The sequence below is a fragment of the Spirillospora albida genome (assembly GCF_000718255.1).
In the GTDB taxonomy this organism is placed as follows: domain Bacteria; phylum Actinomycetota; class Actinomycetes; order Streptosporangiales; family Streptosporangiaceae; genus Spirillospora; species Spirillospora albida.
Window position 1 is genome coordinate 1 of record NZ_JOFJ01000019.1, and the last position, 20,423, is coordinate 20,423.

23 protein-coding genes are annotated in these 20,423 nt (G+C 71.9%); 9 read left to right on the forward strand and 14 right to left on the reverse strand.

The genetic code is table 11. From position 1 onward, the window contains the following. Nucleotides 1–82: 82 nt before the first annotated feature. Nucleotides 83–685 (reverse strand): peptide deformylase, encoded by a 603-nt coding sequence (locus IE99_RS32795; protein ID WP_211258894.1) that lies wholly within the window; start codon nucleotides 683–685, stop codon nucleotides 83–85. Beyond that, nucleotides 630–1,460 (reverse strand): helix-turn-helix domain-containing protein, encoded by an 831-nt coding sequence (locus tag IE99_RS32800; RefSeq protein ID WP_211258895.1) that lies wholly within the window; start codon nucleotides 1,458–1,460, stop codon nucleotides 630–632. Before IE99_RS32800 ends, IE99_RS32795 begins: the two co-directional genes overlap by 56 nt. A gap of 239 nt (nucleotides 1,461–1,699) precedes the next feature. Between IE99_RS32800 and IE99_RS32075 the strand changes: the two genes are divergently transcribed. From IE99_RS32075 to ahpD, 6 genes are all read left to right on the forward strand, one after another. Next, nucleotides 1,700–1,837: a hypothetical protein gene (locus IE99_RS32075; RefSeq protein ID WP_157610449.1), complete on the forward strand. Its 138-nt coding sequence runs from the start codon at nucleotides 1,700–1,702 to the stop codon at nucleotides 1,835–1,837. Nucleotides 1,838–1,919: 82 nt separating this feature from the next. Then, nucleotides 1,920–2,801, forward strand: a complete 882-nt coding sequence (locus IE99_RS0122830; protein WP_030174544.1) for a Gfo/Idh/MocA family protein — start codon at nucleotides 1,920–1,922, stop codon at nucleotides 2,799–2,801. Between the two features lie 156 nt (nucleotides 2,802–2,957). Next, nucleotides 2,958–4,010, forward strand: coding sequence for a DegT/DnrJ/EryC1/StrS family aminotransferase (locus IE99_RS29655; RefSeq protein WP_281176576.1), 1,053 nt, complete (start codon nucleotides 2,958–2,960; stop codon nucleotides 4,008–4,010). Between the two features lie 2 nt (nucleotides 4,011–4,012). Further along, nucleotides 4,013–4,498: an NUDIX domain-containing protein gene (locus IE99_RS0122840; protein WP_211258896.1), complete on the forward strand. Its 486-nt coding sequence runs from the start codon at nucleotides 4,013–4,015 to the stop codon at nucleotides 4,496–4,498. Between the two features lie 348 nt (nucleotides 4,499–4,846). Then, nucleotides 4,847–5,401, forward strand: coding sequence for a peroxiredoxin (locus IE99_RS0122845; RefSeq protein ID WP_030174547.1), 555 nt, complete (start codon nucleotides 4,847–4,849; stop codon nucleotides 5,399–5,401). A 2-nt stretch (nucleotides 5,402–5,403) separates the two neighbouring features. Further along, nucleotides 5,404–5,946, forward strand: coding sequence for an alkylhydroperoxidase, AhpD family (ahpD, locus tag IE99_RS0122850; RefSeq protein WP_030174551.1), 543 nt, complete (start codon nucleotides 5,404–5,406; stop codon nucleotides 5,944–5,946). Nucleotides 5,947–5,992: 46 nt separating this feature from the next. Here the strand turns inward: ahpD and guaA are convergent, their stop codons facing one another. From guaA to IE99_RS0122895, 9 genes are all read right to left on the reverse strand, one after another. Then, entirely contained in the window at nucleotides 5,993–7,567 is a 1,575-nt protein-coding gene (gene guaA, locus IE99_RS0122855; RefSeq protein WP_030174554.1) for a glutamine-hydrolyzing GMP synthase, read from the reverse strand. Nucleotides 7,568–7,610: 43 nt separating this feature from the next. Continuing rightward, on the reverse strand, nucleotides 7,611–8,342 hold the full coding sequence (locus IE99_RS0122860; protein ID WP_051713065.1) for a class I SAM-dependent methyltransferase: 732 nt from the start codon (nucleotides 8,340–8,342) through the stop codon (nucleotides 7,611–7,613). Between the two features lie 89 nt (nucleotides 8,343–8,431). After that, nucleotides 8,432–9,271 carry an SRPBCC family protein gene (locus IE99_RS0122865; RefSeq protein WP_030174560.1) on the reverse strand — a complete coding sequence of 280 codons (840 nt, stop codon included), beginning with the start codon at nucleotides 9,269–9,271 and terminating at the stop codon, nucleotides 8,432–8,434. Nucleotides 9,272–9,384: 113 nt separating this feature from the next. Continuing rightward, nucleotides 9,385–10,230 (reverse strand): FAD binding domain-containing protein, encoded by an 846-nt coding sequence (locus IE99_RS0122870; protein WP_030174563.1) that lies wholly within the window; start codon nucleotides 10,228–10,230, stop codon nucleotides 9,385–9,387. Further along, complete coding sequence (locus IE99_RS0122875; RefSeq protein ID WP_030174566.1) at nucleotides 10,227–12,620, reverse strand: xanthine dehydrogenase family protein molybdopterin-binding subunit; 2,394 nt, start codon at nucleotides 12,618–12,620, stop codon at nucleotides 10,227–10,229. Before IE99_RS0122875 ends, IE99_RS0122870 begins: the two co-directional genes overlap by 4 nt. Continuing rightward, entirely contained in the window at nucleotides 12,617–13,099 is a 483-nt protein-coding gene (locus IE99_RS0122880; RefSeq protein WP_037559952.1) for a (2Fe-2S)-binding protein, read from the reverse strand. Before IE99_RS0122880 ends, IE99_RS0122875 begins: the two co-directional genes overlap by 4 nt. 172 nt (nucleotides 13,100–13,271) lie before the next feature. Continuing rightward, a complete protein-coding gene (locus IE99_RS0122885; RefSeq protein ID WP_030174572.1) occupies nucleotides 13,272–13,982 on the reverse strand; it encodes a peptidoglycan-binding domain-containing protein in 711 nt (236 codons plus the stop codon). After that, the gene (locus tag IE99_RS32080) at nucleotides 13,982–14,140 is read right to left on the reverse strand and encodes a hypothetical protein (RefSeq protein WP_157610450.1); all 159 of its coding nucleotides are present in this window, start codon (nucleotides 14,138–14,140) and stop codon (nucleotides 13,982–13,984) included. The genes IE99_RS0122885 and IE99_RS32080 overlap by 1 nt, the downstream gene beginning before the upstream one ends. Before the next feature lie 143 nt (nucleotides 14,141–14,283). Next, nucleotides 14,284–15,837, reverse strand: a complete 1,554-nt coding sequence (locus tag IE99_RS0122895; protein ID WP_030174575.1) for an alkaline phosphatase D family protein — start codon at nucleotides 15,835–15,837, stop codon at nucleotides 14,284–14,286. Between the two features lie 328 nt (nucleotides 15,838–16,165). Here IE99_RS0122895 and IE99_RS0122900 point away from each other — a divergent pair, with 328 nt between their 5' ends. After that, complete coding sequence (locus IE99_RS0122900; protein WP_030174577.1) at nucleotides 16,166–16,597, forward strand: cupin domain-containing protein; 432 nt, start codon at nucleotides 16,166–16,168, stop codon at nucleotides 16,595–16,597. Here the strand turns inward: IE99_RS0122900 and IE99_RS0122905 are convergent. From IE99_RS0122905 to IE99_RS0122915, 3 genes are all read right to left on the reverse strand, one after another. Further along, entirely contained in the window at nucleotides 16,572–16,862 is a 291-nt protein-coding gene (locus IE99_RS0122905) for a hypothetical protein (RefSeq protein WP_157610451.1), read from the reverse strand. The two genes, IE99_RS0122900 and IE99_RS0122905, sit on opposite strands and share 26 nt — an antisense overlap. A gap of 87 nt (nucleotides 16,863–16,949) precedes the next feature. Further along, complete coding sequence (locus IE99_RS0122910) at nucleotides 16,950–17,156, reverse strand: hypothetical protein (RefSeq protein ID WP_030174583.1); 207 nt, start codon at nucleotides 17,154–17,156, stop codon at nucleotides 16,950–16,952. After that, the gene (locus IE99_RS0122915) at nucleotides 17,149–18,417 is read right to left on the reverse strand and encodes a PspC domain-containing protein (RefSeq protein WP_030174585.1); all 1,269 of its coding nucleotides are present in this window, start codon (nucleotides 18,415–18,417) and stop codon (nucleotides 17,149–17,151) included. The genes IE99_RS0122910 and IE99_RS0122915 overlap by 8 nt, the downstream gene beginning before the upstream one ends. Before the next feature lie 132 nt (nucleotides 18,418–18,549). Here IE99_RS0122915 and IE99_RS0122920 point away from each other — a divergent pair, with 132 nt between their 5' ends. Together IE99_RS0122920 and IE99_RS0122925 are read left to right on the forward strand one after the other, a co-directional pair. After that, on the forward strand, nucleotides 18,550–19,737 hold the full coding sequence (locus IE99_RS0122920; RefSeq protein ID WP_211258902.1) for an ATP-binding protein: 1,188 nt from the start codon (nucleotides 18,550–18,552) through the stop codon (nucleotides 19,735–19,737). After that, on the forward strand, nucleotides 19,734–20,375 hold the full coding sequence (locus IE99_RS0122925; RefSeq protein ID WP_030174589.1) for a LuxR C-terminal-related transcriptional regulator: 642 nt from the start codon (nucleotides 19,734–19,736) through the stop codon (nucleotides 20,373–20,375). The genes IE99_RS0122920 and IE99_RS0122925 overlap by 4 nt, the downstream gene beginning before the upstream one ends. Nucleotides 20,376–20,423 lie beyond the last annotated feature (48 nt).

Genomic DNA, 20,423 nt, shown 5'->3' on the forward strand with positions numbered 1-20,423 from the left:
GCCGGAACTCCGGCGGGTGAGGTGGTGGCACGAGACACTCCTTCCCAAGTTGATCAAGGTCAACTCAGATCGGGTGTCCGTGCTACCGGGGGAAGCTCAGGATGGGTTCGACGCCGTTGCGCATGCGCTCTGTGTAGAGCCGTCCGTACAGGTGATCGATCTCATGCCCTGCCAGCCGTGCCAGACCGGCTTCCAAGACGATGATGCTTCGCTGCCCGTCCGAGCGCGTGTGCTCGACTTCCAGTTGCAGCGGCCGTGGGACGAGTCCGCGTACGTCGAAGAAACTCAGGCATCCTTCGTACTGTTCGTCGGTCTCGGCCGACGTGCCGATCACTCGCGGATTGAGGAGCACGAGTGGTTCGGCGTCGGGGTCGGGAGGCTGGACTATGGCGGCGGCGCGGTTGATGCCGATCTGCGGGGCGGCCAGGCCCATGCCTTTGCCGAACACGTGGTGCTCGCGGACGCGCTGCATCGCGGCGAACAACCGGTCGACGACCTCGTTGGCCGACTCGTTCTCGGAGGGCAGGTGGAAAGGCCGCGCGGTCCGCGACAGGATCGGGTCGCCGTGCTGGACGATGCCGGCGGCCTTCATTCGGTCGCTGGCCGTGCGCAGCTCGGGGCGGAGCTGTTCATCGTTGTCGCTGCGAGCGCGGAACCGCCACTCCAGCCGGTAGCGGGTGCCCATCGGCGGATCGGTGGCGGCCCAGGAGAACACCACCTGGTCGCCGTCGACTTTGCGGGCGATGGGGGTGCGCAGCGGGACGGCCTGAGCGGTGGTGGAGGTCTCCGTCCCCCACACCACCGGGTCCAGGGCCGCGGGGGAATACCAGCTCGACCGAGAGGTGCCGGGTGGGCAGGCGCACGGCTCGCTGGAACCACGGGCCCCACCGGTCGTGGTCCACCCGGTAGCCGTACTCGATGGTCGAGTGCTGCCCGGGGTAGAGCGGGAACCGGCCACGGTCGTTTTCCAGGCACAGCCATGCCTCTTTGAAGCTGTCACGATCCAGTTTCGGCATCCACTTCATGGGCTCCCCGTCGCAGGTCGCATCCAGCGCGAGCTCGTCGAAGGTCAGCGGACGCGCCCGGTAGAGGGCGTTGGAGCGCTCAGGTTGACCGGGGTAGCGGTCGACGCTGATGCGCATCAGGTATCGGGTGACCGGCTCGGCGCCGCCGTTGAACAGTCGGCGCCGCTGGTGCGGCCGGTACACCGTGCCGTCATAGACCAGGCGGGCGTGGTCCTCCTCGACCACCAGGCCGTCGACGGTTCCGGTCCCGATACCGGTACCGCTTACGCGCGTCGAGCCCTCGGCCCGCCATGCCTGCCACAGCGCGCCACCTGTATTGAGCACGCTCTCGGCTTTGCGGGTGAAGTCTTCGCTGGCCGGGTGGCGCCCGGCTTCGACATGGCTGATGTATGAGGGATCGAAGCCCATCGCGGCCGCCAGCTTCTTCTTGGGCATCCGGCGGTGCTCGCGCCATCGGGTCAAAGCCGCGCCGAACGAGATGCTCCCTCCCGAAGGTCCGCTTGTCGAGCCGGGGGCCGGGTCTCCGGGGGGTGGCAGCGCTGGCATGCCCCGATCATCTCTCCAATCAGGGGTGAGGTGGTGAATGAACCGTGAATGAGGGCGTCTCAGCATGGCCTCACCGGCCGCATGGCAGGTCTCCTGGCCTCCGTAGCGCATACCACGAGGAGGCCACGATGGTCGACATCGCCCCCGCCGGGTCCCGGCCCGCCGGCCGGGACCTCAGCGAGCATCCGCGGTTGCTGATCGTCGGCGCGGACAGCGCGTCACCGGTGTCCTGCTGCCCGCGCTGGCTCGGGCGTCCCTGCCACTGAAGCCCGCCGCGATCTGCGACCCCGATCCTGCAACCGGCGACCGGGCCGCCGAACTGGTGGCCGCCGGGCTTCTGGCCCCGACGTGCCGGTGTTCACAGACCTGGATCGGGCGCTGGCCGAGCGACCGTACGAGGTGGCGCTTGTCGCGTGCCCCCATGACCACCACCAGGACCTGACGCTGCGACTGGCCGATGCGGGTTCGGCGGTGTGGAAGGAGAAGCCATACGCCCTCATCCTCGAGCACGCCGTCCAGCTTGCGACCCGGGATGTGCGGGTGCTGGCCCACCGGCCGCACGGGCAGCTGCTGCAGCTGGCCGCCGACCGTCTGACGGCGTGGGGACGGCTGCTGTCCTATCGAATCCGGATCACCCGGCCCGTCGGCGACTACACCGGCACGTGGCGGGCCTCGGCGAAGCGCGCCGGCGGCGGCGCGATCTGCGATCTGGGCTACCACGCATTCGACCTGATCAGCCGCTGGGCGATCCGTCCGGGCACCCACCCGACCACGGTGTACGCGGTCACCACCGGTTCTCCAGCGCACCGACCCGCCGTCGCGGTAGAGGAGAGCGCCCATCTGACCATCACGCACGCGGACGGGTGCGCGGGAACCGTGCACCTGTCCCGCTGTGAGGAGCGCGCCGACGAGGTCGACCTGGTCGCCGAGCACGGCCGCATCACGATCGCTGGCGACCGTGCGAAGATCCAGACCGCCGATACCGGCGGCATCACCCATCGGGTGGATATGACCTCCGACGATGACCCCTGGGCGGCCATGTTGGGGCACCACGTACGCAGCCTCGGTGAGGCAGCGGTCACGGCCGCCGAGGCGCGGGTCGGTGTCGCCGCGACCGCGCTGATGGAGGCGGCCTACACCTCGGTCCGTCTGCGCCGCCCCGCTCCCGTCGCCACCGTGCAGACCCCCGGCCCCGGTTCCGCCCATCTTCCGGAAAGGCTCGTCTCATGACGCTCCCCTGGCCGCCGATCGACGCCGAGGTCTCCGCCGCCGTCGCCCGGCAGCTGCACACCGACATCTCCCTCTACGGCCGGTCCGGGATCATCGCCCGGTTCGAGGACGCCTTCGCCTCCCCGCCACAGCAGCATCGGAAAGCCCTCGCACGCACTGCTCACGTCCTCGGGGACAGCGGCTCTGCACTCGGCCTACTACGCCTTGGGCCTGGGCCCGGGTGATGAGGTGATCGTGCAGGACTACACCTTCTTCGCGACCGCGATGCCGCTGCTGCAACTGGGCGCCGTGCCGGTTCTGGCCGACGTCGACGCCCACGGCGAACTGGATCTCGAACGCGCCGCCGGGCTGGTGACCGACCGCACCAAGGCGATCGTGGTCACACACATGTGGGGCGACCCGCAGGACACCCGAAAACTGCGGGCCTGGTGTGACACTCGCGGTCTGGCGCTGGTGGAGGACTGCTCCCACGCCCACGGTGCCGCCCGCGACGGCATCTGCGTCGGCGAGCTCGCCGACGCGGCCTGCTGGAGTCTGCAGGGCCGCAAGACGATCACCGCCGGCGAAGGTGGCATCCTGACCACCCCGCACCGCGACGTCTACGAGAAGGCCACCCTGCTCGGGCACTTCAACAAGCGGGCCATGGGCGAGGTCGGCCGTGAGTCACCGCTGTACCGGTTCGCCGAGACCGGCCTCGGGCTCAAGTACCGGGCCCACCCGCTCGGGTTGGCGATGGCCGAGGTGTACCTGCGGCGCCTGGACCACTGGCTCACCGTCCGCGAGCGGCACGCCGCGCGTCTGGAACACCTGCTGTCCGGACTACCCGGCATCGGTGTGCTCACGCCGACCGGCCCTGACCGGACCGCCACTTTCTATGCCTTCGTGTTCACCATCGACCCGGTGGTCGCCGGATTCACCCGCGATGATCTTCTCCGGACCCTCCACCGGCGCGGATACGGCGAGATCACCACCTGCGACGCCATGCGGCCGCTGCACACCTACCCGATCTTCGCCTCGCCCAGATCCCCGGTCACCACCTACGCCGCCTCGTGCATCCGATCAGAGCCGCGCGTGGCCGAGCAACTGGCCGCCACTTCGCTGCGCATCGCCGTCCCGGCCACGGACGGCCCGGTCGGCCGCACGTTCACCGACACCGCGATCGACGAGATGACCGACGCCCTCGCCACCGTCCTCACGGTTACGCTGTGACCGTGACCACCACCCAGGGCATCGACTTTCGAGGTCTGGTCGACGACGCCGACCGCGACGGCGTCGAGAAGCTCGTGGTCGGCGCCGTCGTCCACACCGGCGGGCGGGTGCTCATCTTGCGCCGCTCAGGTGACGACACGTTCCTGCCCGGCATCGAGGAACTGCCCTCCGGCGGCGTCGAGCCCGGCGAAGACCTGCTCACCGCGCTGCGCCGCGAACTCACCGAAGAGATCGGCTGGACCGGACGGCCGGTCCTCGACCCCGGATTCGTCGCACGGTTCGACTACACGTCCGGATCTGGTCGCAGAGCACGTCAATACACCTTCGGGCTCGCATACCACCAGCAGCCGATCACGCTGTCGGCCGAACACACCACCTACCGGTGGCTCGCCCCCGTGGATGTGGACGGCTCGGACATCACCGACGAGACCGCACAGACGATCCGAGACTGGGCCGGCTTCATGGCCGGACGCAATCGCGGCGATTGATCGGCGCGTCGATCCGTCACCCGATCGAGCCGACGAAGCGGCGACCCCTCCGGGCTCCGCCCCCTGGGGCTATGGGAGGTGTGGGGCATATGATCGGAGCTTGCGTGTTTTCGCAGGTCTGACGGGTCGCTGATGTGATCTTCCTCATCGTCTTCGGGACGCGAGGGCCGGTTTGAGGGATTGAAAGCCTGCACAGCGGCGCTTTCGCGGTGTTGATAGGCGTTGTCTATCGAATTCATGCGCTGGATTGATTGGCCCAGCGTGTGGCGCTGCGGCAATGTGGGAGCCGTCCCGCCGCCTCCGGCGGCGCTTCACCACAAAACAGACTCGCGAACCAAAGGAGCACGCGTGCTTACTGTCGGTGACCAGTTCCCCGAGTACGAGCTGACCGCCTGCGTCTCGCTGGACGCGGACAACGCGTTCGAGACGATCAACCACAAGACCTACGAGGGCAAGTGGCGCGTGGTGTTCTTCTGGCCGAAGGACTTCACGTTCGTCTGTCCGACGGAGATCGCGGAGTTCGGCCGGCTGAACGAGGACTTCGCCGACCGTGACGCGCAGGTGCTCGGCGCGTCCGTCGACAACGAGTTCGTCCACTTCGCGTGGCGCAAGGACCACCCGGACCTCCGCGAGCTGCCCTTCCCGATGCTCTCGGACCTCAACCGCGAGCTGGCCTCCGCGCTCGGCATCCTCACGCCGGACGGCGTCGCGCAGCGCGCCACGTTCATCGTCGACCCGAACAACGAGATCCAGTTCTCGATGGTCACCGCCGGGTCCGTCGGCCGGAACGTCAAGGAGGTCCTCCGGGTCCTCGACGCCCTCCAGAGCGACGAGCTGTGCCCCTGCAACTGGAACAAGGGCGAGGAGACCCTGGACGCGACCAAGCTGATGGCGGGCGTCTGAGCATGAGCGTCGACGCACTGAAGAGCGCCCTCCCGGCGTACGCGAAGGACACCAAGCTCAACCTCGGGTCGCTGACCACCACCTCGGCGCTGTCCGAGCAGCAGCTGTGGGGGACGGTCCTGGCCTGCGCGCTCGCCACGCGCAGCGCGAACGTCATCCGCGAGCTGGCCGAGGAGGCGGGGGACTACCTGACCGCCGAGGCGTTCGAGGCGGCCAAGGGCGCCGCTTCGATCATGGCGATGAACAACGTGTACTACCGCGCCACGCACCTGATCGGCGACGAGACGTACGCGACGCTGCCCGCCAAGCTGCGGATGTCGATCATCGGGAAGCCCGGTGTGGACAAGGTCGACTTCGAGCTGTGGTGCCTCGCCGTGTCGGCGATCAACGGCTGCGGCCGGTGCCTGGAGTCGCACGAGAAGGTCATCCGCGAGGCGGGCCTGTCGCGCGAGCTCGTCCAGGAGGCGCTGCGCATCGCGGCCGTCGTGAACGCGACCGCCGCGACGCTCGACGCGGAGGCCGCGCTGGTCCCCGCCGGCGTGTGACCGGAAGACGCGAGGCCCGGGTGCGACGCACCCGGGCCTCCGCGTTTCACTCCCACTCGATGGTGCCCGGGGGCTTCGAGGTGATGTCGACCGTCACTCGGTTGATCTCGCGGACCTCGTTGGTGATCCGGGTCGAGATCTTCTGCAGGACGTCGTAGGGCAGCCGGGCCCAGTCGGCGGTCATCGCGTCCTCGCTGGTCACGGGGCGCAGCACGATCGGGTGGCCGTAGGTGCGGCTGTCGCCCTGGACGCCGACCGAGCGGACGTCCGCCAGCAGCACCACCGGGAACTGCCAAATGTCGCGGTCGAGCCCGGCGCGGGTCAGCTCCTCGCGGGCGATCGCGTCGGCCTCGCGCAGGATGTCGAGTCGCTCGCGGTCGACGGCGCCGATGATGCGGATGCCGAGGCCGGGGCCGGGGAACGGCTGCCGCCACACGATCTCCGACGGCAGGCCGAGCTGCTCGCCGAGCGCCCGGACCTCGTCCTTGAACAGGGTGCGGAGCGGCTCGATCAGCTTGAACTGGAGGTCGTCGGGGAGGCCGCCGACGTTGTGGTGCGACTTGATGTTCGCCGCGCCGGTGCCGCCGCCCGACTCCACGACGTCCGGGTAGAGGGTGCCCTGGACGAGGAACTCGACGGGCTCGGGGGCCTCCTCGCCGACGATCTCGCGGGCCGCCTCCTCGAAGACGCGGATGAACTCCCGGCCGATGATCTTTCGCTTGGTCTCCGGGTCGGTGACGCCGTCGAGGGCGCTGAGGAAGCGCTCCTGGGCGTCCACGACGTGGAGGTTCACGCCGGTGGCGGCGACGAAGTCCTTCTCGACCTGCTCGGGTTCGCCCTTGCGCAGCAGGCCGTGGTCGACGAAGACGCAGGTCAGCTGGTCGCCGATGGCCTGCTGGACGAGGGCCGCCGCGACCGCCGAGTCCACTCCGCCGGACAGGCCGCAGATGACCCGCTTCGTCCCGACCTGCTTGCGGACGGCCTCGATCGACTCGTCCGCGATGTTGACCATCGTCCAGTTCGGACGGCAGCCCGCGCCCTCGTACAGGAACCGGCGCAAGATCTCCATGCCGTGCTCGGTGTGCAGCACCTCGGGGTGGAACTGGACGCCGAAGAACCCGCGCTTCAGGTCCTCCATGCCCGCGACCGGCGTCACGTCCGTGCTCGCCGTCACCGTGAAGCCCTCGGGCGCGTCGCTGACGTAGTCGCGGTGCGACATCCACACCGCCTGCTCGTGCGGGAGCCCCGCGAACAGGATGCCGGGGGACGCCACCGCCACCGTCGCGCCGCCGTACTCGGCGACCTCGGAGTTCTCCACCGTCCCGCCGAGCGCCCGCGCCATCGCCTGGTGGCCGTAGCAGATCCCGAACGTGGGGATCCCGAGGTCGAACAGCCCGTCCGGGACGGCAGGGGCGCCCGGCTCGTACACCGACGACGGCCCGCCCGACAGGATGATCGCCTTGGGGTTCTTCGCGCGCATCTCCGCGGCCGGCATCGTGGACGGCACGATCTCGGAGAACACATGGCACTCGCGGACCCGCCGGGCGATCAGCTGCGCGTACTGCGCGCCGAAATCGACGACGAGAACGGTGTCAAAGGACTGGTCTGCGGACACCAGCAACGCCTTTCACAGGGCAAGACGGGATTTCGGCGGGACCCCAAGTCTACGGGCCGCCGTCCGCGCCGATCGCCGCGCCCCAGGGGCGGCGGGCACGGACGAACACCCGCGTCCCCGGCCGGCCCGAGACCGGCAGCCGCCGCTCCATCGCGCACAGGCGGGCCAGCGCCGCGTTCACCGGCGGCGGCAGCGGCGCCAGGTCCTCCCGGCGCGGGCTGCGGTGCCGGAGCCGCCGCAGCAGCGGGCGCAGCAGCACGCCGGCGCTCCACAGCCGCTCGACCATCAGCCCCGCGTCCTCGATCAGGGTGATGAGGTCCTGCCGCTCGTACCGGCGCACCCGCCCGGCCGCCACGTCGTGCGCCGACCACAGCTCCATGTCGCACGGGACGGACACCAGCGCGACCCCGCCGGGCCGCAGCACCCGCGCGATCTCGGCGGCGGCGCGCGCGTCCTCCTCGATGTGCTCCAGAACGTCCAGCGCCAGCACCAGGTCGTACCGGGACGTCGGGCATTGCAGGTAGCGCGCGTCGCCCTGGTGGGCGTCGACGCCCCGCTCCCTCGCCAGCGCCACCGCGTCCGGGTTCAGGTCGACCGCCGTGACGTGCCAGCCGCGCCGCTGCAGCACCCGCGCGGTCCCGCCGGTGGCCGCGCCGACGTCGAGGGCCACGCCGGGGACGCCGAGGTGCGGCAGCTCCCGCGACACGATCGCGCGGCGCTCCCGGTACCACCAGTTGGCGTCCTCGATCCGCGCGATCCGCTGGATCTCGCTCGTGTCCACGCCCCCAGCCGACCGCCCGGGCGCGGTCCGGGCCACTCTCGCCGCCGCCCGCTGCGGAGCGTTGACCGGGCCTTGACCGCCGGCTGAAGTCAGCGCCGGCGCCGACGCCCCCGCGTGCGGCGCCGCACGAGGAACCGGACGGCGAGCAGCAGCGCGACGAGCCCGCCGGCCGCCGGGACGGCCCGCTTGGCGACCGACGGCCCGGCCACCTCGAACAGGTCGATCACGTCGTCGTCCCGTTCGGCCCGGATGGGCGTCACCGAGGCCCGCTCCACGACCGGCTTCTGCTCCACGACCGGCGCCGGCTCCTGCTCGACGGCGGGAGCGGGCGCCTGCTGCGGGACGGCCCGCGGACGCGGCGTCTCCACGGCCGGGGCCTCGACCGGCTCAGCGGGCTCGGCCGCCGCCTCGGGCTCAGCGGCCGCCGCGGCTTCGGGGGTGGTGTTTGGTGCCGCCGGGGGCTCGGGGGTCGGCGCGGGTTCGGCGGGGGATTCGAGTTCCTTGGCGAGGGCCTTGGCGAAGCGGGCGATGAGCTTCGAGCCGACCTCGGCGAGGATGTTGCGGCCGAACTGGGCGGGACGGCCCGTCACGTTCAGCTTGGTGTGGACGGCGACCTTCGTCGTGCCGTCCTCCTCGGTCAGGCGGGCCTGGACGGTCGCGTTGGCGGTGCCGGAGCCGCGCGCCTCCTTGGCGGCCGCCTCGATCGCGACCGTGCGGGACGACGCGTCGGCGGACACGATGCGGGCGGTGCCCCGGTAGGTGATGGTCATCGCGCCGACCTTCACCTTGAGCCGGCCGGTGTGCTCGTCGCCGTCGGACGCGTCGAGGGTCGCTCCCGGCATGCACAGCGCGACGCGTTCCACGTCGAGCAGCACCGACCAGGCCTCGTCCACCGGTACGGGGACGGTGAAATCGTGGTCGAGCTCCATGATCAGTCCTTCTTCGTCCGGAGAACTTGCCCGCGACCCTACAACGTCCGGTTCGGGTGGTTTGGGATGTCCGCGCGGCCGGGCCGGTCCGGCCCGCCCGGCCGCGCGCATCCTCAGACCGCCGCCGCGGCGGCCAGCGCCCGCGCGGTCAGGACCGCCGCGAGATGCGTCCGATACTCGGCCGACCCGTCCAGGTCGGAGGGCGGCTCGGTGCCCTCGGCGGCCAGCTCCGCCGCGTCCCGGATCGCCGCGCCGCCGGCCAGGGCCTCCTCGACCGCGCGGCACCGCACCGGCACCGGGCCCATGTTCGTCAGCGCGACCCGCGCGTCGCCGACCCGGCCGTCGTCGCGGCGGACCGCGCACGCGACGCCCACGATCGCCCACGCCTGCGCCGTCCGGTGGAACTTCTCGTAGTGGACGCCCCAGCCCTCGCCGGGCTTCGGCACCCGGATACCGGTGAGCAGCTCGTCCGGCTCCAGCGCCGACGTCATCCAGTCGACGAAGAAGTCCGCCGCCGGGATCCGCCGCTCGCCCCGCGCCGACCGTGCGAGGAGCTCCGCGTCCAGCGCCACCGCCACCGCCGGGAGGTCGCTCGCCGGATCGGCGTGCGCGAGGGCCCCGCCGAACGTGCCGCGATGCCGGACGGCCGGGTCCGCGACCTTCGCCGTCGCCCGCACGAGCAGCGGGGCGTGCGCGCGGACGAGGGGATCGCGCAGCACCCGGTGGTGCGTCGCGAGCGCGCCGATGACGATGGCGTCGCCGTCGTCCCGGACGTCCCGCAGGGAGTCGAGCCGGTCGAGGTCGATCAGCGTGTCGGGCATCGCGAGCCGCATCCGCAGCAGCGGCATGAGGCTCTGCCCGCCCGCGATGATCTTCGCGTCCTCGCCCGCGTCGGTGAGGGCCTCCAGGGCCTCGTCCACCGATTCCGGCCGCACGTAGTCGAACGACGCGGGGATCATCGGGCACCTCCCGCCGAGCCGAGCCCGCCGCCCGCACCCGGTTCGGCCAGGTCGGGCGGGCTTTCGTCGCGGAGCGCCCGCCACACCCGCTCGGGCGTGCACGGCATCGGGACGTCCCGGACGCCGTACGGGCGCAGCGCGTCCACGATCGCGTTCACGACGGCGGGCGTGGACGCGATCGTGCCCGCCTCGCCGACGCCCTTCACGCCGAGCGGGTTCGTCGTCGCGGGCGTCTCCGTCCGCTCGGTGACGAACTCGGGCAGGTCGGCCGCCGTCGGGATCAGGTAGTCCGCCATGGTCGTCGTGGTCAGGTTCCCCTCCGCGTCGTACACGGCCTCCTCGAAGAGGGCCTGCGCGATGCCCTGCGCGAGACCGCCGTGCACCTGCCCCTCCACGATGACCGGGTTCACGACCTTCCCGACGTCGTCGAGCGCGACGTACGAGCGGAGCCTCACCATCCCCGTCTCCGTGTCGACCTCCGCCGCGCACAGGTGCGTGCCATGGGGGAAGGAGAAGTTCTCCGGGTCGAAGGTCGCGTCCGAGTCCAGGGAGGGCTCGACGCCGTCGGGCAGGTCGTGCGCGGCGAACGCGGCCGTCGCGACCTCCTGGATGGTGCGGCCCTCCTGCTCGACGCCGCGGACGCTGAACCGCCCGCCGCTGAACTCCAGGTCCTGCTCGGACGCCTCCAGCAGATGCGCGGCGACCTTCCGGGCCTTGTCGACGACCTTCTCGCAGGCGGAGTACAGCGCGACCCCGCCGACCGCGAGCGAACGCGACCCGTAGGTGTCCATTCCCTTGTGCGAGACGGCGGTGTCGCCGTGCAGGACCCGCACGTCCTCGAACGGGACCCCGAGCCTGTCCGCCGTGATCTGCGCCCACGCCGTCTCATGGCCCTGCCCGTGCGGTGACGTCCCCGTCACCACCTCGACCTTCCCCGACGGCAGGACCCGGACCGACGCGTGCTCCCACCCGCCGGCGCCGTAGGACAGCGACCCGAGCACCCGCGACGGCGCGAGCCCGCACATCTCCGTGAACACCGACACCCCGATGCCGAGCTGCACCGGGTCGCGCCGCTCCCGCCGGTCGGCCTGCTCCGCGCGCAACTTGTCGTAGGCGAACAGCTCCAGGGCCCGCTCCGTCGCCGACTCGTAGTCGCCCGAGTCGTACGTGAGGCCCGCGACCGTGTCGTAGGGGAACTCCTCGTGCCGGATCCAGTTGCGGCGCCGCACCTCGACGGGGTCGAGGTCCAGTTCGGCGGCGAGCTCGTCCATCAGGCGCTCGATCGCGAACGTCGCCTCCGGGCGCCCCGCCCCCCGGTAGGCGTCCGTCGGCATCTTGGTGGTGAAGACGCCCGTGCAGGTCAACGAGTACGCGTCCATCTTGTAGACGCCGCTGTACATGAACGCGCCGAGCAGCGGGATGCCGGGCGTCACGAGCATCAGGTAGGCGCCCATGTCCGCCAGGAGCTCCACCTTGATGCCGCGGAGGCGTCCGTCGCGCTCCGCCGCGAGCGTGAGCCGCTGGATCTGGTCGCGGCCGTGGTGGACGGTCATGTTCCCTTCGCTCCGGGACTCCGTCCACTTCACGGGACGCCCGAGCCGCCGCGCGAGCAGCAGCGCGATGACCTCCTCCCCGTACACCTGGAGCTTCGACCCGAAACCGCCGCCCACATCGGGCGCGACGACCCGCAGCCGGTGCTCGGGGACGCCCGTCACCGTCGCGAGCATCAGCCGCAGGATGTGCGGGATCTGCGTCGAGGAGTACAGCGTGAACTCGTCCCCCTCCGGGACGCACAGGACCGACCTCGGCTCCATCGCCGTCGGGATGAGCCGCTGCTGCACGTACCGGCGCTCGATCAGTACGGGCGCGTCCCTGAGCGCCGCGTCCACGTCACCGTTCTCGAAGACCCACGTGTAGGACGAGTTCGTCCCGAGGCCCTCGTGCACGAGGTCGGCGCCCTCCTCCAGCGCCGCCTCCATGTCGACGACAGCGGGCAGGGGCTCGTAGTCGACGTCGATCTCCTCCAGGGCATCGACCGCCGCGTACGGGTCCCGCGCGACCACGCACGCCACCGGCTCGCCCACGTAGCGGACCTCGTCCACCGCCATCGGGGGATGCTCCGGAAGCCTCATGTCCTCCGTGACGACCCAGGCGCACGGCAGCGAGCCCTGCTCGTCCGCGAGGTCGGCGCCGCTGAGCACGGCCACCACCCCCGGACGCCCCTTCGCCGGCTCCGTGTCGACCCGGGTGATGCGCGCGTGCGCGATGGGGCTGCGCAGGTACGCGACATGGAGGGTCCCGGCCGGCGTCATGTTGTCGGTCCAGCGCGTCCGGCCCGTGACGAGCCGCGCGTCCTCGGACCGCAGCCGGGGACTGCCGACCTCGGTCACGACGTCACCTCCTCGGAGGCGGGGCGCCGCATCTCGGTCGCCGCGCGCCGGACGGCCCGCACGATGTTCTGGTAGCCCGTGCAGCGGCACAGGTTGCCCTCGAGGCCGTCGCGGATCTCGTCCTCGGACGGGTCGGCGTTCTCGCGCAGCAGGTCGATCGACGCCATGATCATGCCGGGCGTGCAGTAGCCGCACTGGAGGGCGTGCTCCTCGTGGAACGCCCGCTGCATGGGGTGGCCGGCGCGGAGCCCCTCCACGGTCGTGACCTCGCGCCCGTCGGCCTGGACGGCGAGCACGGAGCAGCTCTTCACGCTGAGCCCGTCCATCAGGACGGTGCACGCTCCGCAGTTGGTGGTGTCACAGCCGACGGGGGTTCCGACCTTCCCCAGCCGGTCGCGCAGGTAGTGGACGAGAAGGAGGCGCGGCTCGACGTCGTCCTCGTACGAGGAACCGTCGACCTCCACACGGATACGTGGCATGCAGTGCTCCCAGGGACGTCTCAGGGTGGGGGACTCGTCGAGAACGACGTCCCTGGGGGTCCGCGCTGCACCGGCCACGTCATCGGGGCCACCTCCGTGGAAGGCGACCTAACGAAGGTAAGCCGGAGTTGAAATCCGTACTAGACCTCGACGTGGCCTAATTCACACCGGTTCAGTGCACCCGCAGCAGGACCGGCCATGTCTTCGGGCCGACGACGCCGTCGTCCTCGACTCCGCCCCAGCGCTGCACGGCCTTCACGGCCGACTCGGTCGTCCCGTCGAACTTGCCGTTGACTCGGACCTCGGAGTGGCTGCGCGCCAGCAGCAGGCCCTGCACGGTCTCGACGTGCTCGCCGGTGTCGCCCCGGCTCAGCATCGGCAGTTTCTTCACGATGTCCTCCGTCCAGTGGCCGCCCGAGTACGCCGGCCGTCCGAAGCCGGCGATGACGCTCGCGTCGCGGACGCGGCGCTTCACCGCGTCGCCCGTGTTGCCCTCGATCGTCTGGACGCGTCCCCCGCCGAGGACGACCTCGACGACGCCCACGTGGTCGATGGCCCCGACGGAGTTCGTCGCGCCCCAGTCGAAGAACACCAGGTCGCCGGGCTTGGCCGCGTTCACCCCGGCCGTCGTCCCGTTGCGCCAGCGTCCGATACGCACGAAATCTTCCGCGTGCCAGACCGTGTAGGCGCGGTCGCCTCCCGGCAGGACCGCGGCGGCGTTGTCGCTGTGCCGCGCCCAGTAGGTCACCGCCATGTCGCACCACGGCGCCCTGAGGAACTCGCTCCCGCGCCTGGCCGCGTACTCGCGCGTGATCGTGTTCGGGCGTCCCGACATCCCGAGGGTCCGCCGGGCCGCCGCCAGCATGCCGGCCGCCGTCCCCATCAGGAACCCTCTCCCCGGAAGATCCCGTCCGCGTCCGGCTCGCCGTACAGCCGCCGCAGCACCTCCTCCTCGTCCGCCTCCGTGGGTCGGTGGACGTCCGGGTGGACGTCCACCTCGTCCATATGTTCCAGCTCTTCGATATCTCGGGGGGTCGTCACTTCTCCTCCACAGCGCCGGTCGTGCGTTTCCGCCGCATCGAGTGGGCGGCGCCCGACCGACCGTAATGGGCAGGACCCCTACTTCTCCGGATTTCTCGCGAAAACACGCCTCCGCGATATGAGCTGGTCAAACGCGGGCAAGGTCAGCGTCGCCGCGGCGTCAGCTCCCGGGCGTGGAGGACGCGCCCGTCCAGATCCCTCAGCCGGACGGTCAGCGCGCGGGACGCGGCGTCGATCGCGACCTCGCCGAAGAACTGGTGGCCCTCGGCCGGTGACGTGTTCGCGCGCGGCGGCGCCTGCTGGAACGCCACGGTCGCGCCGAAGGTGGTGTCGAGCCTGTTGGGGCCGAACGCGCCGGCGTTCAGGGGGCCCGACACGAATTCCCAGAACGGATCGAAGTCGGAGAAGCCCGCCTTGGCCGGGTCGTAGTAATGGGCCGCCGTGTAGTGCACGTCGGCGGTCAGCCACACCATGTTCCGGACGCGGTGCCTCTTCGCGTGCGAAAGGAGATCGGCGATCTCGCGTTCCCGCCCCAGCGGGGCGCCGTGGTCGCCCTGGGCGACGCCCTCCTGCGCCGTGCCGTCCGGGACGATGAGGCCGAGCGGCAGGTCGGCCGCGATGACCTTCCACACCGCCGCGGACGCGCGGAGCTCCCGCTTCAGCCACGCGAGCTGCTCGGCGCCGAGCAGGCCCTCCCTCTGCGTGGGCGACGCGCCGTCGTCGTTCGCCGACTTGTACGTCCGCATGTCGAGCATGAATATGTCCAGCAGGGGGCCGTAGGAGATCTTCCGGTACATGCGTCCGCCGCGCTGGGCGGGCACGGCCATCGGGGTGTACTCGAACACCGCGCGGCGGGCGCGTGCGGCGAGGACGTCGACGCGCTTCTCGGTGTAGAGCGGGCTGTCGAGGATCTCGCCCGGGTACCAGTTGTTGACGACCTCGTGGTCGTCCCACTGGTACAGCATCGGGACGTGGGCGTTGAAGGCCCGCAGGTTGTCGTCCAGGAGGTTGTAGCGGAACTGGCCGCGGTACTCGGGGAGCGTCTGCGCGACGGCCGACTTCTCCGGGGTGACGACGTTGCGCCAGACACGGCCGTCCGGGAGGGCCACGGTCTCCTGAAGCGGGCCGTCCGCGTAGACGAAGTCGCCGCTGCACAAGAAGAAGTCGGGGTCGACCGCGCTCATCGCCCGGAAGATGCGGAAGCCGCCGAGGTCCGGGTTGATGCCCCAGCCCTGCCCGGCCAGGTCGCCCGACCAGACGAAACGGATGTCGCGGGCGTGGCGGGGGGCCGTGCGGAGCCGTCCGGTGACGGGCTCGGACGCGAGGTGCCGGTCGAGCGCGTCCAGCCGCACCCGGTAGTGCAGTTCCTCGCCGGGGGGCAGGCCGCGCAGGAACGCCTTGCCCGTGAGGTCGGTGTCCGGGGTGAGGACGGGCCCCCGGACGGTGCGGGCGCCGCGGAAGTCGGGGCGGCGGCTCAGCTCGACGAGCATCCGGGCCGGGCGGTCGGACCGCGTCCAGATGACGGCCTCGCGGGCGCTCACGTCGCCGCTCTGGACGCCGTGGGTGATGCGTGGCCGGCCGCCGCGCAGCAGGCCGGCCGCCGGGCCCGCGAGCGCCGGGGCGCCGCCGCCCAGCAAGGAGAGTGCCGCGCCGCCGCCGGCCGCCAGGCCGCCGCGCAGAAGGGTGCGCCGATCCATCGAGTCCTCCGTTCCCGTGGGGTCGGGGCGCATGCTGCCGCCGCACGGCCGGGTCCGGACGGCGCCCGGCTTGATCGGCGATGGCCGGTGGATGAACGTTCCACTTGACAACTGTGGGTGACGGAGTGTCTCCTATAGGTCTATGTCAGCGCGCCTCTTCTTCGACAGCCCCGTGGCCCTCCGCCGCGTGGCCAGCGCGCTGTGTCCTTCGTGTTGTCGTCACTGACCTCGTAGTCACTGACCCGCTCCGTCTTGGGCGATGTTTCGCCGGGCCTTCCGCGCCCAGGTGATGTCCGCCCGTCATCCGGCTCACACGAAGGACTCCCAAGTGGTTCCCGATCTCACCATGCGCGGCCAGGACGACCCTCACGGCCGGACGGCCGTCACGCGCCCGCCGACCGTCGGCCAGCTCGCCGCCCACGTCCGCGACCTGGCCGCCCGGCCCGCCGGCTGGTGGCGCCGCGCGGCCTTCGACGACGGCGCTCCCGTCCGCACCGAGCTCGACGGCCCGGACGGCGCGCGCGTGTGGGTGACGACCTGGCCGCCCGGCCACCGCGGCGCCGTCCACGGCGAGCACGCGGGCACGACCGTCGGCACGCTGCTGGCGGGGGAGCTGGCCGAGGTCGTGATCAGCGCGGACGGGGTGACGGAGCGGCCGCTGCGTCCCAACCGCGTGCGCGTCCACGGCGGCGACCGGACGCACGGCCTGATCAATCCGGGCCCCGCCTACGCGGTCACCCTCCACGCCTCCGCGGGCTAGCTGTACTGACCACAGAGGTTGTGAACGCGGCGTCCCGCCCGAGGACGGGGAGCAGGGCGAAGTAGGTGAGGTACGGCGGCAGGTCGGGCAGGCGTTCGGCGTCGCCGGTCTCCACCTCGATGCAGATGGCGGTGCAGACGCCGCCGATGATCGCGTCGACGACGGTCCTGGGCAGGGATGGCGGGCCCGGCGAGGCGGCGGAGCGGGAGCCGGGCAGCGGCGGCTCGGGGCCGCTCGTCCCCGGTGCGCCGGGCTGCCGTGACATCACCGAACCGCGTGTTCCTCTGCCCCGTGTCCGCCCAGGTGGGCGGCGCGTGCCGTTGAGGACACCCTACCGGCGCCGGGCGCCGGTTCACCGTTCCCGGCGGCGTCCCCGGGTGAGGACGCGGACGATCCCGACGAGGCCGAGCCCGATGAGGACGACCGGGATCAGCACCGACGGCTCCAGGACGGACGCGTCGGAGAGCCCGCCGGCGAGGAAGAGGCCCGCGAGGGCGAGGAAGAACAGGCCGGTGACGGGTCCCGCCGGGTCGAACCGGCGGTGCCTCCGCTCAACCACGGGTGATCACCTCCACATCGCTGAGCTTCCCCCTGATCCGCAGGACGATCTCGGGCGGGTCGGGGACGGGCGTGCCGTCGGGTTCGATGACCTCGGTGGTCCTGGCGTTGGGGCCGCTGCGGGTCCGGCCGTTGACGGAGAGGTCGCCGAACCCGACGCGCGCGTCCAGGATGACGCGGGCGGTGCTGGGCAGCCGCACGACGAGCCCCCCGAGCGCGACCTCGGTCGTGATCGTGACGCGCCGGCCGCGGGCGACGGGCAGCGCGGTGAGGTCGAGCGTGCCCTGCCCGACGGCGACCCGGTACTCCTGGTGGGTGCGGTTCGCGTCGGTCGGCCGCCATTCGATCTCGCCGTACGCGGCGTCCTTCGGCGCCTCGGACGCGACGGACGTGACCAGCAGCGTGAGCGTCAGCACGGTGCCCGCGGCGGCGAGCCCCCGGGTGCGGAGCCAGCCGCCGAGGACGAGCCCGCAGCCGATGACGGCGAGGGCGGGCGCCAGCACGATCATCATGGCCTGCGGCGCCGGGTGGGGCTGCGCGACGGGGATCATCGCGGCGCCGGCCGCCATCGCGGCGAGCAGCGTGACCGCGGTGGCGGGCGATCCGCACCGTGCCGCCGGCGCGGCCGGAGCCGCGGGGGTCGGCGCCGCGATGATCCCCGGCGTCGCCGGTGCCGGTGGCGCGGTGGCGGCGGTGCGGTCACGGCCGTACACGGCCAGGTCGATCATCCCTTCGGGCAGTCCGGCGCCGGTCTGGGGTGTCTCCTTCCGGAGGCTGTCGGGGACGGTCTCTCCCGGCGGATGCCCGGCGAGCCTTTCGGGAACGGCCCTCGCCGCCCCGACCAGGTCGACCCCGCGGGCGTGCGAGACCAGCAGCACGAGCGCGAACACGACGAGGATCGCGATGGCGTCGACGGAGAACCCGCCGAACAGGGTGCCCGCGGCGCCGAAGCAGAGCAGCGCGCCGAGGACCGTCAGCACGGCCGTGCCGTCGAACCAGCGCCGGAACAGCCGCTCGACCGGCGAGGACGCGCCGGCCTGGGCGGGCATCAGCAGCGCCGCGGCGATGTAGAGGAAGAGGCCCTGCCCGTGCGCGAGGGTCAGGACCGCGAAACCCACCCGGAACAGTACGGGGTCGATGCCCGTGTAGCGGCCGAGCCCCGTGCAGACCCCGGCGACGAGCCGCCGCTCGGGGTCGCGGGCCAGGCGCCGGTAGGGCGCGCCGGGCTCGCGGGTCGCCGTGGTGACGGTGTCGTCGTCCATGGCCACCATCGTCGCGGGTCACGGGGCGGGCGCGGTATCCGGGACCTCCCGGAGCCGACCCTGAGACGCGTCCGGGGTGTCCCCCTGATGCGCGCGCCGCGCGGACGTGTGACGATCGGTGACGTGCAGGCGATGGTGGACGACCAGGTGGGCGAAGCGGCGCCGGCGCCGCTGGCGCGCGCCGTGGACGGCCGGCTGGTCGGCGGGGTGTGCCGCGGGATGTCGGCCCACCTCGGCGTCGACGTGGTGATCATCCGGTCGGCGTTCCTGCTGCTGACGGTCGCGAGCGGCCTCGGCGCCGCCGCGTACGGGGCGCTGTGGGTGCTGGTGCCGCGCGCGGCGGGCCCGGAGGACGACGGGAAGGCGGCGCGGGCGCGCCGCGGCGGCCGCGACTGGGGCCAGCTCCTCGCGTACGCGGCGGTCGGGATCGGGATGGCGGCGCTGCCGCTCGGCGCGGGCGTCGTCCAGTGGGCGCTGTGGCCGTTCGTCGTCGGCGGCACCGGAGCGGCGATCCTGTGGCAGCAGGCGGACCGGGACCAGCGGCAGCGCTGGGTGCTGCCGCTGCGCCAGCGCTGGCTGCGCAGCCTGCTGGGCCTGCTGCTGGTCGTCGGCGGGATCGGCGGGTTCGTGGCGCAGAAGGTGGAGGCCGACCAGGCCCGCTCCGTCGTGATCGCGATGATGATCATCCTGACCGGGGTCGCGGTGATCGTCACGCCGTGGGTGGTGCGGCTCTGGCAGGACCTGGACGCCGAGCGGCACGAGCGCATCCGCTCCCAGGAGCGGGCCGAGCTGGCCGCGCACATCCACGACTCTGTCCTGCACACGCTGACGCTGATCCAGCGGAACGCGCACGAGCCCCGCGAGGTGCAGCGGCTCGCCCGCTCGCAGGAGCGGACGCTGCGGAGCTGGCTCTACCAGCCGCGCGCCGACCCGGACCAGACGTTCGCCGCCGCGATCCGCGAGGCGGCCGGCGAGGTCGAGGACGACCACGGCGTCCCGATCGAGGTCGTCTGCGTCGGGGACACGGCGCTGGACGAGCGGCTCGGCGCGGCGCTGCAGGCGGCCCGGGAGGCGATGGTGAACGCGGCGAAGTACGCGGAGGCGCCGTCGGTGTCGGTGTACGCCGAGGTGGCGGGCGGTGCGGTGGAGATCTTCGTGCGGGATCGGGGGAAGGGGTTCGACCTGGACCAGGTCCCGGCGGACAGGATGGGCGTCCGGGAGTCCATCATCGGACGTATGGAGCGCAACGGCGGGACGGCGACGGTCCGGACCGCGCCGGGCGAGGGCACCGAGGTGCGTTTGGAGATCGCGAAGTCGTGAGCGAGCCGCAGAAGAGGGTCGTGCTGGTGGACGACCACCAGATGTTCCGCACGGGAGTGAAGGCCGAGCTCGGCGGTTCCGTCGAGATCGTCGGGGAGGCGGGCGACGTCGACGAGGCCGTCACGGTGATCAAGGCGGTGGTGCCGGACGTCGTGCTGCTGGACGTGCATCTGCCGGGCGGCGGCGGCATCGAGGTGCTGCGGCGGCTGCACGGCACCGTCCCGTCCCGGTTCCTGGCGCTGTCGGTGTCGGACGCGGCGGAGGACGTGATCGGCGTCGTCCGGGGCGGGGCGCGCGGCTACGTCACCAAGACGATCTCGGGTCCGGAGCTGACCGACGCGATCGGCCGGGTCGCGGAGGACGACGCGGTGTTCTCGCCGCGCCTCGCGGGGTTCGTGCTGGACGCGTTCGCCGCGACGGACGCGCCGTCCGTCGATCCCGAGCTGGACCAGATCACCCAGCGGGAGCGGGAGGTCCTGCGGCTGATCGCGCGCGGCTACGCCTACAAGGAGATCGCGAAGGAGCTGTTCATCTCGGTGAAGACGGTGGAGACGCATGTGAGCAGCGTGCTGCGGAAACTCCAGCTGTCGAACCGCCATGAACTGTCCCGCTGGGCGGCGGCCCGCCGGCTCGTTTAGCCAATCGTGATGTCCGATTCGGGGGGATCGGTGGTCGTGCGGTCTTGA